Below are 15,449 nucleotides of genomic sequence, written 5' to 3'. Positions count from 1 at the left end.
GCGAGTGAAGACAGCGGCCTGGCTGGCTCGCCGATGTTAAGTCAGGCGGCGGCTCTGCGCCGAACGCGGGCGATGCGGCGCAGGCGACGCCAGAACCGGCCGCGCTCCGGCTCGGGATAGGGCTCGAGGTTCTCGACGAACTGTTCGGCCGAGGCGCGCCAGCTGAACTTCTCGGCATAGGCGCGGGTGGCGTCGCGATCGCACTTCAGCGCCTCTAGACAGGCGGTCCTCAGATCCTCGTCGATGGCACCGGCGTTGGAGCCTGGGACGAGGTCGATGGGGCCATGGGCGGGATAGGCCGCGACCGGGGTGCCGGCGGCCATGGCCTCCAGGATCACCAGGCCGAAGGTGTCGGTCCAGGAGGGGAAGACGAAGACGTCGGCGTCGCGGAAGCAACGGGCCAGATCCTCGCCGAATTTGGCACCGAGGAATTTGGCCTCGGGGTATTTGGCCTGCAGCTCGGCGCGGGCCGGGCCGTCGCCGACGACGATCTTGGTGCCCGGCAGATCGGTCTCGAGGAAGGCCTCGATGTTCTTTTCGACAGCCACCCGCCCGACGTTCAGCCAGTAGGGGCGGGGCCAGTCCTTGCCGCCGAAATCGTCGAAGATGCGTTCGAGGTCGGGGCGGAACTGATCGGTGTCGACGCCGCGCGTCCAGGGCGAGATGTTCTTGAAGCCGTGGTCCTCCAGCTCCTTCTTGAGCGTGGGGGTGGCGACCATCAGCCGGCCCGACGGTTTGTGGAACCACTTCATGTAGGCGTAGCCGACCTGGACCGGGACGGGGAAGCGGGCCGAAATGTATTCGGGGAATTTCGTATGGTAGCTGGTCGTGAAGGGCAGTTTCCACTCCACGCAGATGCGGCGGGTGGCGATGCCGATCGGGCCTTCGGTGGCGATGTGGACGGCGTCCGGCTCGATGGCGCGCAGGCGTTCGCGGATTTCCTCTTCCGCACCCAGGGCCAGTTTGATCTCGGGATAGGTGGGCGCCGGGATGGTGCGGAACTGGCTGGGTTCGATGACCTCGACCTCATGCCCCATGGCGCGGCATTCCGCGACGGTCCGGGTTAGGGTGCGGACGACGCCGTTGACCTGGGGCTCCCAGGCGTCAGTGGCCAGAACGATGCGCATGGGTGGGCGACGGGTCTCACCGGGACAGGGCCGAAAGACTTAGCCCGTTGTTCGCAGGAAGGCGAGACGCCTCCTACAGCGGAAGAGCGGTCGTCGACTTCACCTCTTCGAGAACGGCATAGGTCCGGGTCTCGCGCACCCCCGGCATCCGGGTCAGGACGTTGCCGAGAAAGATGCGATAGGCGTCCATGTCGCCCACCCGCGCCTTGATCAGATAGTCGAACCCGCCAGCCACCATATGGCATTCCAGCACCTCGGGCTGGCGACGGACCATCTCCGCAAAGGCTTCGAACTGGTCGCCGGTGGTCCGGTCCAGAAGGACCTCGACGAAGATCATCAGACCGCGCCCGACCTTGGCCGGATCAATCAGGGCCGCGTAGCCAGTGATGACCTGTCGATCACGCAGACGACGGACCCGTTCAAAACAGGCGGCGGGCGAGAGATTGCAACGCCGGGCGAGTTCCGCGTTAGAGATCCGGCCGTCCTCCTGAAGAGCGTTCAGGATGCGGCGATCGACGGCGTCCAGATTTTCAACGGCCAAAGGGTCTAAACTCCGAAGGATCGTCGGTCCGAGCCTCGATCATACGATGCACATTCGGATGGGTCCGACATATAGGCAAGTTCATACAGGACAGGATGATCGCTGAAGCCATGACGCCCCTCACCGCCTCTTCCGTTCCCGTCCTGTCTCAAGACTGGGACACCTTGGATCAGGGCAAGTTCGCCGACGAACCCTCAACGGTTCGGGCCCTGCTGGCCGCCTCGCCGCTGGACGCCGCCGCGCGTCAGGCCGTGGTGGACGAGGCCGTTCGACTGGTCGAGCATGCCCGGAAGAGCCAGAAGAAACAGGGGGTGGTCGAGAGCTTCCTGCAGGAATTCTCGCTCGGCACCCGCGAGGGTCTGGCCCTTATGTGTCTGGCCGAGGCCCTGTTGCGCACGCCGGACGAGGATACGCGGGATCGTCTGATCGCCGAGAAGATCGGCTCGGCCGACTGGGCCAGCCACCTGGGCCAATCCGACAGCCTGTTCGTCAACGCCTCGACCTGGGGCCTGATGCTGACGGGCAAGCTGGTCGATGCGGACGAGCAGGCCAAGACCGATTTGCCGGGCTTCCTGACCCGCGTCGCCGGCCGTCTGGGCGAACCGGTCATCCGCCAGGCCGTGGCCGCCGCCGTCCGTATCATGGGTGAGCAGTTCGTGGTCGGTCGCACCATCGAGGCGGCGCTGAAGCGGTCGAACCGCGAGGGCTGGCTGTGCAGCTTCGACATGCTGGGCGAGGGCGCGCGGACCGCCGCCGACGCCGAACGCTATGAGAAGATCTACGCCGACGCCATCACCGCCGTGGGCAAGACCGCCAAGGGCCAGGGCCCCGAGGTCGGCCACGGCGTCTCGGTCAAGCTCTCGGCCCTGTCGCCGCGTTACGAGGCGACGCACGAAGGCCGGGTGTGGGACGAGCTCTATCCGCGCGTCCTGCGACTGGCGAAGATCGCGGCCGCCGCCGACATCAACTTCACCATGGACGCGGAAGAAGCCGACCGTCTGGCCCTGTCGCTGAAGCTGCTGGACCGGTTGGCGCACGAGCCGTCGCTGGGCGAGTGGAAGGGGCTGGGCCTCGCGGTCCAGGCCTATCAGAAGCGCGGACCCGAGGTGATCAAGCGGGTCGCCGAGCTGGCGCGGACCTCGAAGCGTCGGCTGATGGTGCGTCTGGTCAAGGGCGCCTACTGGGACACCGAGATCAAGCGCGCCCAGGTCATGGGGCGGGTCGAATATCCGGTGTTCACGACCAAGGCGGCGACGGACCTCAACTATCTGGTCTGCGCCCAGGCCATGATCGACGCGGCGCCGCATCTGTACGCGCAGTTCGCGACCCACAACGCCCACTCCCTGGCGGCCGTGCACGACATGGCCAAGGAAGCCGGGGTCAAGATCGAGTTCCAGCGCCTGCACGGCATGGGCGAGGCCCTGTACGACGCGGCGGCCGAAACCTTCGGTCCCGTCACGGTTCGCGCCTATGCCCCCGTCGGCGGGCATGAGGACCTGCTGCCCTATCTGGTCCGTCGCCTGCTGGAGAACGGAGCCAATTCGTCCTTCGTCCACGCCCTGCTGGACGAGCGGGTGCCCGCCTCGGCCGTCGCCGCCGACCCCATCGCCGCGGTCGAGGCGCAACCCCACCGCCACGCCAAGATCCCCACGCCCAAGGACATGTACATGGACCGCCAGAACTCGCTCGGCCGCGACTATTCGCAGAAGGCCGATCGTGAACGGCACGCCGCCGCCCTGCAGAAGGTCGATGCCGAAAAGCTGACCTCCGGACCCATCGTGGGCGGCAAGCTGCTGGCCGGGACGAACGCGCAGGACGTGACCAATCCCTATGACCGGTCGCAGGTGCTGGGGCATGTGTCGGAGGCCTCGACGCAGGACATCGACAATGCGGCCGATGCGGCGGCCAAGGCCCAGATCGCCTGGGACCGTGCGGGCGGATCGCGCCGGGCGCCGGTGCTGCGGGCCATGGCCGATGCGCTTGAAGCCGATATGGACCGGCTGGTGGCGCTGCTGTCGCGGGAAGCGGGCAAGACGCTGAACGACGGCGTGGCCGAGGTGCGCGAGGCCGCCGACTTCTGCCGCTACTACGCCATGCTGGCCGAGAAGGATTTCGGCGGGCCGCAGGTGCTGAACGGGCCGGTGGGCGAGACCAACCGGCTGGTCCTGCACGGACGCGGCGTCTTCGCCTGCATCAGCCCGTGGAACTTCCCGCTAGCCATCTTCACCGGCCAGATCGCGGCGGCCCTGGCGGCAGGCAATGCGGTGCTGGCCAAGCCGGCGGAACAGACGCCCCTGATCGCGGCGGAAGCCGTGCGGCTCTATCACAAGGCGGGGCTGGACGCAGACCTGCTCGCCCTAGTCCCCGGGCGCGGCGAGACGGTGGGCGCGTCCCTGGTGTCGCATCCGGGCGTGGACGGCGTGGCCTTCACCGGCGGCACGGACACGGCGGCGGCGATCAACCGCTCCATCGCCGCGCGGCCGGGCGCCATCATCCCCTTTATCGCCGAGACGGGCGGTCTGAACGGCATGTTCGTGGACACCACGGCCCTGCGCGAACAGGTCATCGACGACGTGATTTCGTCCGCCTTCGGATCGGCCGGCCAGCGCTGCTCGGCCCTGCGGGTGCTCTATGCGCCCAAGGATTCGGCCGACAGCCTGATCGAGGGCCTGAAGGGCGCGCTGGCGGCCCAGGTGCTGGGCGATCCGTCCGACCCGGCCTCCGACATCGGGCCGGTGATCGATACCGAGAGCCGCAAGGCGCTGGAGGCCCATGTCGAGCGGCTGAACAAGGATGCGAAGATCGTCGCCCGGGCGATGATGCCGGACGGGTCCGAGCGCGGCGATCTGTTCGCCCCGACCATCGCCGAGATTCCGACCCCGGACTATCTGGAACGCGAGGTCTTCGGCCCGATCCTGCACGTCTATCGTTACGACCCGAAGGACCTGAAGACGGTGGCCGGCAAGCTGGCGGCGCGGGGCTACGGCCTAACGCTGGGCGTCCACTCGCGCATCGAGGCCTTCGCCGAGGAGGTCATCGACCTGGTCCCGGCGGGCAATGTCTATATCAACCGGGGCGTCACCGGCGCCGTGGTCGGGGTCCAGCCGTTCGGCGGCGAGGGCCTGTCGGGAACGGGTCCCAAGGCGGGCGGGCCCAACAGCCTGATCCGCTATGCGTCGGAAAAGGCGATCTCGAACAATATCTCGGCCCAGGGCGGGGATCCGGCGCTGCTGAACCTCTAGAGGCGCGGCCAGCCTCCGGCGCGGCTGAGGGCGCTGGGGGCGGGGCGACCGATCTTGTCGCCGATCCAGCGGGCGGTTCCGATCAGGGCGTCGAGGTCGTAACCGGTCGAATAGCCGGCGCGCTCCAGCATGTAGACTAGGTCCTCGGTCGCGACATTGCCCGTGGCGCCGGGGGCGAAGGGACAGCCGCCGATGCCGCCGACCGAGGCGTCGAGGACGTCGATCCCGGCTTCCACGGCCGCATAGGCATTGGCGACGCCGGTGTTGCGGGTGTCGTGAAAATGCAGGCGCAGGGTCGCGTCGGGGGCGACGGCTTTCGCCGCCTCGATCTTTTGCGTGACGCTCCATGGGTCGCCGACGCCGATGGTGTCGGCCAGGCCGATTTCGGCCACGCCCATGGCGGCGAGCTCGCCGACGAGGTCGGTCACCTGGGAAACCGAGACCTCGCCGTCGAAGGGGCAGCCCCAGACACAGCTGAGGACCGCCGACAGGCTCGGGACCGGCGCTTGCCCGCCTTCGGAGTTGCGTCGCCCGGCGAGGATATCGGCCAGCATGGCGACCTGATCGCGGACGGCCAGGCCCTGGTTCTTGAGCCCAAAACCGTCGGTGACCGAGAGGGAGACATTGACCTCGTCCACCCCGGTTCCGAGTGCGCGGTCATAGCCCTTGCCGTTCAGAACCAGCCCGATGCGGCTGTGGCCGGACGCGGCGGGCAGGGCGGCCATGACCTCTTCGGCGCCGGCCATCTGGGGCACCAGTTTCGGGTGGACGAAGCTGACGGCCTCGATGCGGCGGGCGCCAGCGGCCTCGAGACGCAGGACCAGTTCGGCGCGGGTGGCGGGATCGAGAATGGCCTTCTCGTTCTGGAGGCCGTCGCGGGGACCGACCTCGACGATCTGGATCGGGCGAGGACTCACCGCGCGGCGTCCTGTTGGCCCGAGGCGCCTGTCGGGGCGTAGACGGTCAGGCGGACGTCGTCGCCGCTGGAGTAATTGTGTCCGGTGACGACGCCGACGGCGCGGCCGGGGACGCCGGTCTGGGCGGTGGCCTGACGGAAGGCCTCGTCGTCGCCGGCCTCGACGATGGCGGGCCGGCCCTCGGCCAGGGCGCGGGCGGCGCCGGCGGCGTCGGTCAGCTGGGTATCGCGGCCGGTGACGAAGACGACGCTGGGCTCGTGGAAGGTGGTGATGGCGACCGGGCCGGGGGTCAGGCCCTGACTGGGGGACAGGCCGTTGGTCTCCAGCATGGCTTCGAGACGCGGCGCGATGGACAGGGGGCGCAGCTGGCGGATCGTGCCGGCCAGGGCCGCATGGGCGACGATGCCGAAGCCCAGTGCGATCAGGACACCGGTGATGGCGGCGCGATTCAGCAGCAGGAACCCGCCGATCAGGGCGGCCATGACGGCGCAGACCACGGTGATCGTGGCCCAGGTCTGGGCTGTCGAAGTGCCGAAGACGGTCAGGCCGTAGACGGCGATGCCGCTGATCAGGACGGCGGCGAAGACGGCGAGACCCGCTCCGGTCCAGCGCGAGATCTTGCCGATCGGCCGGGTCAGGGCGGCGGCCATCAGGAGGGCGATCGCGCCGAAGGTGGGCAGGGTGTAGTGGGCGAGCTTGGTCGGGGCGATCTCGAAGATCAGCCAGCAGGGGACCAGCCAGCAGACCAAGAACCGGATCGCCGGCTCGGCGCGGCGGCTCCAGCCCGTCGACAGGGCGGCGGGCAGCATCAGGGTGGCGGGGAAGAGCAGAAGGGGCGCGATCACCGCGTACATGCCGATGAATCCGCCATGGCTCTCAGCGGCGCCGGTGACCTTGCCGCCCAGATCGTTGCCGATGGCTTCGCGCCAGAAACCGCCGTCGGTGGCGATGGTGACGGCGATGGCCCACGGTCCCACGATCAGGACGAGCAGGGGCACGCCCCAGCCCCAGCCGAGACGTTTCAGCCAGGCCCACTGGCGATCCCAGAGGCAGAGCATGATAAGGCCGGGGATGACGACCAGAAGCCCGATCGGCCCCTTCACTAGTATGGAGAGGCCGAGGCCCAGCCAGAACATCAGCTTCCACGGCCGCTGGGTCGGGTCGCCCTTGACCAGGGGCGCGACGCGGGACGCCATGTAGAGCCGCGCCAGACCGGCCATGGCCAGGGTGACCGTGCCGCAGAGCATGGCGTCGGTCTTGGCGATGCCCGCCTCGGACGACAACAGGAAGGTCGCGCCCAGGATGGCGCCGCCGAGGAAGCCCGCCCGCGCGCCGAACAGGGCGGCGCCCGCCCAGGCGCAGGCCCAGGCGGCCAGCATGGCGCCGAGCAGGGACGGGATGCGGTAGGGGGCGATGTCGCGGTTCTCGACCTTGGACGTCAGGCCGACGGCCGCGGCCTGCATCCAGTAGATGCCGATGGGCTTCTTCCAGCGCGGGTCGTCCTGGAAGCGGATGTCAACATAGTCGCCGCTCTCCAGCATCTGGGAGGTCGCCTGGGCGTAGCGGCTCTCGTCCCGGTCCAGCGGCGGCAGCAGCAACAGGCTGGGCAGGCCGGCGATCAGGGCGACGAGCGCCGCCAGCAAAGGGCCGCGCCAGCCGGCGATGTGGCGATCCAGGTTCGGGCGCGTCATGAGACGGTTCCTACCACGGCATTTGGCCGGGCGTCAGCCGTGGCGCGATGCTGCGTTTTGAGGCTAGAGAACCGGGATGCAGACCGCAGAAGCCCCAGAAATCTCCATCGTCGTGCCGGTCCACAACGAGTCCGGGGCCGCAGTGCCGCTGGCGCGGGAGATCGCGGCGGCCTTCGGCGGTCGGCCGCACGAGATGATCTTCGTCGACGACGCCTCCAGGGACGAGACCCTGGCCGAGCTGAGAGCCCTGATGGCCGAGCTGCCGACGCTGAGGGTGCTGGCCCATGCGACCAATGCGGGCCAAAGCCGTGCGGTGCGGACAGGCGTCCTGGCGGCGCGGGCGCCGATTGTGGTGACCCTGGACGGCGACGGCCAGAACCCTCCGTCCGATGCGCCGAAGCTGGCCGACGCCCTGATCGCGGCGCCGCCGCAGGTCGCCCTGGTCGGGGGAGTGCGTCAGAAGCGACAGGATTCCGAGGCCAAGCTGTGGGCCTCGCGATGGGCCAACCGGATCCGGAAGCGGCTGCTGGGAGACGACGCCGACGACACGGGGTGCGGACTGAAGGCCTTCCGCCGGGACGTGTTCCTGCGGCTGCCGTATTTCGATCACGTCCACCGCTATCTGCCGGCGCTGGTGATCCGCGAGGGGTACGAGAACCGCTATCTGCCGATCGGGCACAGGCATCGCGAGACGGGGCAGTCGAAATATACGAACTGGGGGCGGCTGAAGAACTCGTTCTCCGACCTTCTTGGCGTGATGTGGCTGAAGACGCGGTCGCGCCGACCGGGGGCGATCACCGAATTCTAGCTCGCCTCGGTGGGGAACCGCCGTAGCCGTATGGAGCGAACCGGAGTAAGCGTCGTTAACAAGCTCGGCCGTTCAATCGCGAGACACAGACCATGCTGATCGCCCTGCCCCTGCTGGTCATTCCGGTGATCCTCTACAACATCGTCGTCCTGACCGGCCTGGGCGGCGGCGGGATGGCCGCGGCGGATGAGGCGCTGCGCCAGTCGATGTTCTCGATCCCGATGGCGTCGGGCGCGAGCTGGAACGTGGGGGTCGGCGACCTGATCCTGTTCCTGTCGCTGATCCTGCTGTTCTTCGAACTGCTGAAATCGACGTCGAGCCAGAAGGTGGCGATCGTCAATCACGCCCTGTCGATGATCCTGTTCGTGGTCTGCCTGGTCGAGTTCCTGCTGATCCGGGGCTTTGCGACCTCGACCTTCTTCCTGGTCGTGACCATGGTCATGCTGGACGTGCTGGCCGGGTTCATCGTGACCATCATATCGGCCCGCAAGGACCTGGATTTCGGCGGCGGCGCCTGAGGCTTTCCCGCCTGATGCGTGGGGCCTGACCTTGACGGAAAACCGCTGACACTTTTCCGAGTCAGGCCCTAGATGAGGGCCGCGAAGATCAGCGAGACGACGAGAACGTCGAAGGTCTTGGCGGCGAGAGCGAGGGTCATGGCGGCGTCCGAAATGCGGAAGTTCGCCGGTCAGGCTGCAAGGGGCGGGCCAGTTTTCTGCTGTCGCTAGAGTTCGGTCTTCTTGATCAGGCCTGCGGGCGGGCGACGGTCCTTCTCGCCCGAATATTCGGCTCCGAGGTAGGTGGCGCGGGCCGCGTCCAACACGGGCGGGCCGCCCTTGAGGCCGCGCCGCTGGCCGGTCTGACCCATCATCTGGGCCGCGAAGGCCGCCGCCGGATCGGCAGGAGGGGTCGAGGCGGCAGGGGTTGCCGGGTCGGGGATCTCGTCGACCACCTCGCCGACCGGCACCAGCTCGCGGCTGGTCGAACCGGCGCGGCGTTCGACCTCGCGCCTCTGGGCCGCGCGACGGTCGCGGCCCTCGATCGGTCCGACAGGGCGGACGCTCTCGGTCACGGCTTGGACGAGCCCTGGGGTCCGCCTGCGATGCGATCGATCTGGGCGCGCATCTCGTCCATCTGGCGGCGCATCTCGTCTAGGGCCGGGTCGGCGGGGGCGGTCTGCGTCGGGGCGGCGGTCGAGGACGGGGCGTGGGCCTCGCCGTCGTTCCGGCCATAGGCGAAGGCGGGGAACATCTTCATGGCGTTCTGGAACATGGCCATGTTCTGCTTGGCCGCCGCTTCCATGAAGCCGGCGCCCATCATGCCCGTCGCCGGGGTCGCGCCGAGGACCTTGGTCATCTGGTCGCGGAACTGCTCCTGCTGGCGCGAGAAGTTTTCGAGCGACATCTCCAGATAGGACGGCAGGACGCCCTCCATCTGGCCGCCGTAGAAGCCGATCAGCTGACGCAGGAACTGGACGGGCAGCAGCGCCTGCCCCCGGCTTTCTTCCTCGAAGATGATCTGGGTCAGGATCTGACGGGTCAGTTCCTCGTTCGTCTTGGCGTCGAAGACCACGAAGTCGATGTTTTCACGGACCATCTTGGCGAGATCGTCGAGGGTGACGTAGGTCGAGGTCGAGGTGTTGTAGAGCCTGCGGTTCGCGTACTTCTTGATGACGACCACGTCGCCGTCCCTGGTTTTTCCGCCCGGTGTATTGCTGTCGGCCACTTGGGTGTCCTTGTTCGCATTCTTTGTTGGTCGCGAGATCGAACCGGAAAAGTCTGCAACTTTTCCTGATCTCGCTCGTGCGGCCGTTATCCCGCACCGCGAAGCGACGCGCCAGTGGGGTGACGTTTTCGTGTCAGGCCATGTTCGGGGCCAGCACCACACCGACGAGGATCGCGGCCCAGTGGACGCCCGCGCCGGCCACGACGAACCCGTGCCAGATCGCCCGGCGATACTTCAGCCTGGGCGAGATGAAGAAGAAGACGCCGGCCGTGTAGATCAGGCCGCCGAGCACCAGAAGGCCGAGCGCGATCGGATGGACGGTGTCGATCATCGGCTTCAGCGCCAGCACGGCCAGCCAGCCGAACAGGACGTAGACCCCGCTCCAGAAGGCGTCGGAGATGCGCGGGGCCACCAGCTTGGCGAAGACGCCGGCGAAGGCGATGGTCCAGACGACGAGCGTGAAGCCGATCGACCACCAACCCTCGAACCTCTGGGTCGTGAAGGGGGTGTAGGACCCGGCGATCATCAGGAAGATCGCCGCCTCGTCCAGGCGACGCAGCACCGGCCGGGCCGCGCACGGGCGGGTCAGATTGTAGACGGTCGAACAGGTCAGCATGGCGACCAGGCACAGGGCGTAGATCGCGGTGGCGAAGACCGTGCCGAATCCGGCGTAGAAGGCCGAGAGGACGGCCAGGACGATCCCGCCCACGGCGGCCAGGGTCAGGCCTACGACATGGACGACCAGGTCGGCCGTGTGTTCGGAGGGCGATTGGTAATGCTCTTCCAGATCGATCTGATCCGGGGTGCAGATGCGTTGGGCGTGGCGCTTCAGCGTGTTCAGCATGGTCCCACAAACTCGGCAGTTCCGTCTGTCGTTCCCTGGATAGTGGCGTGGTGGGATGACTTTCACCTGAACGCGGCCAGGGCGGGTGACGAAAGCGTGCGGATGCGGCAGAAACGCCACGCAAAGTTTCCAGCGGCCTAACGGAGCTCCCATCCGTTGAGGCCCGATAAAGGATAATGTCATGACCGACGTCGTCATCGTCTCCGCCGCCCGCACACCGGTCGGGTCCTTCCTGGGCGGTCTGTCCAGCCTGCCCGCGTCCAAGCTGGGCGAGATCGCCATCAAGGCGGCGCTGGAGCGGGCAGGCGTCGCGCCGGCCGATGTCGACGAGGTCATCCTGGGCCATGTGCTGCAGGCGGCCCAGGGGCAGGGGCCGGCGCGTCAGGCCTCGATGGGGGCGGGTATTCCGAAAGAAACCCCGGCCTGGAGTCTGAACCAGATCTGCGGCTCGGGCCTGCGCGCCGTGGCGCTGGGCTATCAGCAGATCGCGCTGGGCGACGCCAAGGTCATCGTGGCCGGCGGGCAGGAGAGCATGAGCCTGGCGCCCCACGCCCAGTATCTGCGCGGTGGCCAGAAGATGGGCGACATCGCCCTGACCGACACCATGATCAAGGACGGTCTGTGGGACGCCTTCAACGGCTATCACATGGGCCAGACGGCCGAGAACATCGCCGCCAAGTTCGACATCAGCCGCGAGGCCCAGGATGAGTTCGCCCTCGCCAGCCAGCACAAGGCCGAGGCGGCGCAGAAGGCCGGCAAGTTCGACGAGGAGATCGTGCCGGTCGTGATCCCCGGCAAGAAGGGCGACGTGACCGTCGACAAGGACGAATACATCCGTCACGGCGCGACCCTGGAGTCGATGGCGAAGCTGCGTCCGGCCTTCAACAAGGAGGGGTCGGTGACGGCGGCCAATGCGTCCGGTCTGAACGACGGCGCGGCGGCCCTGGTGCTGATGTCCGCCGGTGAGGCCAAGGCGCGAGGCCTGGAGCCGCTGGCGACCATCCGGTCCTGGGCCACCGCAGGCGTCGATCCGGCGATCATGGGCACGGGACCGATCCCGGCGTCGAAGAAGGCGCTGGAGAAGGCGGGCTGGACCGTGGCCGATCTGGACCGCGTCGAATCCAACGAGGCCTTCGCGGCGCAGAGCCTGTGTGTGCTCAAGGAACTGGGGCTGGACCCGGCCAAGGTGAACGTCAACGGCGGCGCCATCGCGATCGGCCATCCGATCGGGGCCTCGGGCGCGCGCATCCTGACGACCCTGCTGCACGAGCTGAAGCGCGAGGGGCTGAAGAAGGGTCTGGCGACCCTGTGTATCGGCGGCGGCATGGGCGTGGCCATGTGCGTCGAGCGGGTCTGATCTCTCCGCACTGGAAAACACCGTCCGAAGCGTCCGAAGCGTCCGAAGCGTTCGGATAGAGGTGAGGGGGCGCATGGGCGGAGTATGCGGCCGCTGGCGGGAGCGTTAAGGAAAAGGGGTCTCAAAAGATCGAGGCGTTGGAATCGTTGGGGGATTTCGGCGATCCTTTGCCAACTACAGCGCTTTCCTTCTCCCCCTGCGGGAGAAAGTGGCAGCCGAAGGCTGACGGATGAGGAGTCGTGCGGCGGCTGGAATGAGTGCTGCTGAGGCTCACTGGACACGTCAGTGTGACCCCTCACCCGCCCGCGCCGGGGAGGGGGTCAGGTCAGGAACGCTCGCGTCAACTCGATCGCCTCGACCAGGCTCATCCGCTGCACCTCGGTCCCGGGCGGCAGGGCGGCGAACAGGCGGGTCGGGGTGGCGGCGTCGAGCATGACGAAGACGCCCTTGTCGTCCGCCCGGCGGATCAGCCGTCCGAACGCCTGGGCGATGCGGGCGCGGGCCAGGGCGTCGTCATAGCCCTTGGCCCCGAACTTCTCGCGCCGTGCCTTGTGCAGCAGGTCGGGACGCGGCCACGGCACGCGGTCGAAGGCGAGCAGACGCAGCGACCGACCCGGCACGTCGACCCCGTCGCGCACCGCGTCCGTACCCAACAGACAGCTATCCTGTTCGGCACGGAAGATGTCGACCAGGGCGCCGACTTCCAGCGGATCGACGTGCTGGGCGTAGAGCGGGATCTGGGCCTTGGCCAGATCGGGGCCGAGGCGTTCGTAGACCGCCTTCAACCGGCGGATGGCGGTGAACAGGCCGAGGCCTCCGCCGCCCGCCGCAAGGAACAGTTCGCGCATGGCCGCCGCCGTCTGGCGCGGATCGTCCTTGGCCACATCGTTGACGACGATGACCCGGCTGTTGGAGGCGTAGTCGAACGGGCTCTCGACCTTCAGCGTCCGCGCCGGTTCGATCAGGCGCGCGGCGCCTGTGCGCATCCGGGCCATGCCGAACAGGTCTCCGCCCGCCGCCTCGGCGATCGGATCGGACAGGGTCGCGCTCGTAACCAAGACTCCGTGGGCGGGCAGGATGACGGCGGCTTCGAGAGGCACGGTCGGGTCGATCCAGTGACGCCGCAGGGCCACGTCGTGGATGCGGCCAAACGCCGTCTCGACGGACAGCCAGTCGACGAAGTCGGGATCCGGCGCATCGCCGCCATCCTCCAGCGCCGCCAGCATCGAGCGCCAGCCTGGCAGGGTCATGCGGGCGCGACGGTCCAGACCGCGCAGAGCGCCTTCGATGCGGGCGCGCGAGGCGCCGTCGAGCTCGGACGCCTCGTCGTCGAGGATGTCCTCCAGATGCCGGGCCAGGGCCAGCAAGGGCGCCTCGACCGCCGCGATGGCGCGGGCGGCGCCGCGCGCGGTCTCCAGCAGGGGTTCGGTCGCCGGGCGGACCGAACATTCCGTGCCGAACTCCGACGACGCCGAGGAGGCGGCCTCCGACGTGCGGGCGCGGATCTGCTCCAGCGCGGCCATCAGGAACTGTTCGATCGGCCCGACCGGGTTGACCTCTCCCGACGGCGGGGCGATCCGGCCGGAGACGCCTTCGCCGGGCAGGGCGGCGGCGGCGCGGATGGCGTCCTGAAGCGCCTTCGCCGCCGCCTCGTTGTCGGCGCACAGGTCGCCCAGCCGCTGTTCCAGACCCCGCCCGCGACGGCCACGCCCCTCGGGCCCCCGGATCCAGCGGCGCAGTTCGGCCGCTTCCTGACCCGACAGGCAGGCCGAGAAGGCTGAGTCCGCCGCGTCGAACAGGTGGTGGCCCTCGTCGAAGACGATGCGTTTCAGGGCGGCGGTCTCTCCGTCCTGTTTCAGGCCGCGCGCCGAGCGGGCGCCGTCGAAGGCGGCCTGGGTCATGACCAGGGCATGGTTGGCGACGACGAGATCGGCCCGGCGGCTGGCGCGGATCGTCTTCTCGACGAAGCAGGTGCGGTAGTGGGGGCAGGCCGCGTGGACGCATTCGCCGCGCCGGTCGACGAGGTTGCCCGCACTGGCCTGTGTGCTCGCGGGGGTCGCGAACAGGCCGGGCAGCCAGCCGGGGAAGTCGCCGCCGGTCATGTCGCCGTCGCGCGTGTGCATCGCCCAGCGGCTGGTCAGGGCCAGGCCGATCAGGTCGCCGTTGCCCAGCTGTGCCGCCTGAACCATGTCCTGGAGGTTCAAGAGGCAAAGGTAGTTCTCGCGGCCCTTGCGAACGACGGTCTTCTTCTTGCGCTCGACGGGGTCGGGCCACAGGGCGGCGCTTTCGCGGTCGATCTGGCGCTGCAGGGCGCGGGTGTAGGTCGAGACCCAGGCGGCGCCCTGGTTTCGCTCGGCCCACAACGAGGCGGGGGCCAGATAGCCGAGCGTCTTGCCGGTGCCGGTGCCGGCTTCGGCCAGCAGCATGCGCGGCTTGCCCTCCTCGTTGCGGGGCGAGAAGGCGTAGGCGGCCTCGGCGGCGTAGTCGGACTGGGTCGGGCGGGTCTCGTCCAGGCCCGAGGCCTGGAGCAGTTTCTCCAGCCGGATGCGGGCGGATTCGCTGTCGACCGGGGCCGAGCCCGCCTCGCCCCTCGGCGCCTCGTCCTCCCACTCTGCCAGCCGCGACCAGGCGTCGAGGCCGGAGCCGCGATACTGGCGAGCGCGCAGAGGCCCAGCCTGAAGCGCGCCCGAGACCCGCCAGGCCCAGGACCAGGCTTGCCCGCCGGAGGAGGGGCGCCCCAGCGTCTCGGCCAGGGTAAACGCGTCCTCGCGATGCGGGTATGCCGGATCGGTCAGTTCCTTGAGCAGGACGGCGGCAGCGGCGCGCAGAGCGGCGGCCTGAGCCTCCGCTCCCTTGGGCTCCGCCATGCCGAGCGCCAGCGCCAACCCGCTCGGCGACGGTGCGCAGAAGGTCGCGGGGCGGACGAAGGCCCACAGCTCCAGAACGTCCAGCAGGTCAGGAGACCTGGGCGGGGCGGACAGGCCGAGCCTGCGTGCGGTCAGGCTGGCATGGGCGACCATGACCGGTCCGCCGGTGAAGACACCCTCAGCCGCGCCGCGCCCGATCTTGCGTGCGCCCTCATCATCGCAGATCGCCCCCGCGCCCGGCGGGACGGCCAGGGCAGCGGGCAGGACCAGCCACGGCTCGGCGTCGGTCAGGCTGAGGTTGGCGATGATGGATTCGTCGGACACCATCTG

General features: G+C 68.6%; 12 protein-coding genes. 4 read left to right on the top strand and 8 right to left on the bottom strand.

The genetic code is table 11. The features are described 5' to 3' along the window. Positions 1–41: 41 nt before the first annotated feature. Positions 42–1,127: a glycosyltransferase family 4 protein gene (locus ACW171_RS10340; RefSeq protein WP_492093093.1), complete on the bottom strand. Its 1,086-nt coding sequence runs from the start codon at positions 1,125–1,127 to the stop codon at positions 42–44. A gap of 73 nt (positions 1,128–1,200) precedes the next feature. Then, on the bottom strand, positions 1,201–1,668 hold the full coding sequence (locus ACW171_RS10335; protein ID WP_492093091.1) for an Lrp/AsnC ligand binding domain-containing protein: 468 nt from the start codon (positions 1,666–1,668) through the stop codon (positions 1,201–1,203). Between the two features lie 95 nt (positions 1,669–1,763). On the opposite strand from ACW171_RS10335, the gene putA reads away from it, so the two are divergent. Then, positions 1,764–4,910: a bifunctional proline dehydrogenase/L-glutamate gamma-semialdehyde dehydrogenase PutA gene (gene putA / locus ACW171_RS10330; RefSeq protein ID WP_492093090.1), complete on the top strand. Its 3,147-nt coding sequence runs from the start codon at positions 1,764–1,766 to the stop codon at positions 4,908–4,910. Here putA and ACW171_RS10325 read toward each other — a convergent pair. Beyond that, positions 4,907–5,827 (bottom strand): hydroxymethylglutaryl-CoA lyase, encoded by a 921-nt coding sequence (locus ACW171_RS10325; protein ID WP_492093089.1) that lies wholly within the window; start codon positions 5,825–5,827, stop codon positions 4,907–4,909. The genes putA and ACW171_RS10325 overlap by 4 nt on opposite strands. Further along, entirely contained in the window at positions 5,824–7,518 is a 1,695-nt protein-coding gene (locus tag ACW171_RS10320; protein ID WP_492093088.1) for an ArnT family glycosyltransferase, read from the bottom strand. The genes ACW171_RS10325 and ACW171_RS10320 overlap by 4 nt, the downstream gene beginning before the upstream one ends. A gap of 76 nt (positions 7,519–7,594) precedes the next feature. Between ACW171_RS10320 and ACW171_RS10315 the strand changes: the two genes are divergently transcribed. Together ACW171_RS10315 and ACW171_RS10310 are read left to right on the top strand one after the other, a co-directional pair. Next, entirely contained in the window at positions 7,595–8,326 is a 732-nt protein-coding gene (locus ACW171_RS10315) for a glycosyltransferase family 2 protein (protein WP_492093087.1), read from the top strand. Between the two features lie 92 nt (positions 8,327–8,418). Then, positions 8,419–8,844: a hypothetical protein gene (locus ACW171_RS10310; RefSeq protein WP_492093086.1), complete on the top strand. Its 426-nt coding sequence runs from the start codon at positions 8,419–8,421 to the stop codon at positions 8,842–8,844. Positions 8,845–9,050: 206 nt separating this feature from the next. Here ACW171_RS10310 and ACW171_RS10305 read toward each other — a convergent pair whose 3' ends face one another. The 3 genes from ACW171_RS10305 to trhA form a co-directional block, all read right to left on the bottom strand. Next, positions 9,051–9,398 (bottom strand): hypothetical protein, encoded by a 348-nt coding sequence (locus tag ACW171_RS10305; RefSeq protein ID WP_492093085.1) that lies wholly within the window; start codon positions 9,396–9,398, stop codon positions 9,051–9,053. Further along, positions 9,395–10,051, bottom strand: a complete 657-nt coding sequence (gene phaR, locus ACW171_RS10300) for a polyhydroxyalkanoate synthesis repressor PhaR (RefSeq protein WP_492093084.1) — start codon at positions 10,049–10,051, stop codon at positions 9,395–9,397. Before phaR ends, ACW171_RS10305 begins: the two co-directional genes overlap by 4 nt. A 133-nt stretch (positions 10,052–10,184) precedes the next feature. Beyond that, the gene (trhA, locus tag ACW171_RS10295) at positions 10,185–10,895 is read right to left on the bottom strand and encodes a PAQR family membrane homeostasis protein TrhA (protein WP_492093083.1); all 711 of its coding nucleotides are present in this window, start codon (positions 10,893–10,895) and stop codon (positions 10,185–10,187) included. Positions 10,896–11,076: 181 nt separating this feature from the next. On the opposite strand from trhA, the gene ACW171_RS10290 reads away from it, so the two are divergent. Further along, positions 11,077–12,252: an acetyl-CoA C-acetyltransferase gene (locus tag ACW171_RS10290; protein ID WP_492093082.1), complete on the top strand. Its 1,176-nt coding sequence runs from the start codon at positions 11,077–11,079 to the stop codon at positions 12,250–12,252. Between the two features lie 320 nt (positions 12,253–12,572). Here ACW171_RS10290 and ACW171_RS10285 read toward each other — a convergent pair whose 3' ends face one another. Then, positions 12,573–15,446 carry an ATP-dependent DNA helicase gene (locus ACW171_RS10285; protein ID WP_492093081.1) on the bottom strand — a complete coding sequence of 958 codons (2,874 nt, stop codon included), beginning with the start codon at positions 15,444–15,446 and terminating at the stop codon, positions 12,573–12,575. Between the last annotated feature and the right edge of the window lie 3 nt (positions 15,447–15,449).

The organism is Brevundimonas sp. FV1ye28 (genome assembly GCF_058681135.1).
This window is presented reverse-complemented; position numbering and strand designations above follow the sequence as displayed.

Excerpts from the sequence above, each read along its gene's own strand:
- ACW171_RS10340 (WP_492093093.1), bottom strand. The coding sequence starts at position 1,127 with ATGCGCATCGTTCTGGCCACTGACGCCTGGGAGCCCCAGGTCAACGGC.
- putA (WP_492093090.1), top strand. The coding sequence starts at position 1,764 with ATGATCGCTGAAGCCATGACGCCCCTCACCGCCTCTTCCGTTCCCGTC.
- ACW171_RS10320 (WP_492093088.1), bottom strand. The coding sequence starts at position 7,518 with ATGACGCGCCCGAACCTGGATCGCCACATCGCCGGCTGGCGCGGCCCT.
- ACW171_RS10315 (WP_492093087.1), top strand. The coding sequence starts at position 7,595 with ATGCAGACCGCAGAAGCCCCAGAAATCTCCATCGTCGTGCCGGTCCAC.
- ACW171_RS10310 (WP_492093086.1), top strand. The coding sequence starts at position 8,419 with ATGCTGATCGCCCTGCCCCTGCTGGTCATTCCGGTGATCCTCTACAAC.
- trhA (WP_492093083.1), bottom strand. The coding sequence starts at position 10,895 with ATGCTGAACACGCTGAAGCGCCACGCCCAACGCATCTGCACCCCGGAT.
- ACW171_RS10290 (WP_492093082.1), top strand. The coding sequence starts at position 11,077 with ATGACCGACGTCGTCATCGTCTCCGCCGCCCGCACACCGGTCGGGTCC.
- ACW171_RS10285 (WP_492093081.1), bottom strand. The coding sequence starts at position 15,446 with ATGGTGTCCGACGAATCCATCATCGCCAACCTCAGCCTGACCGACGCC.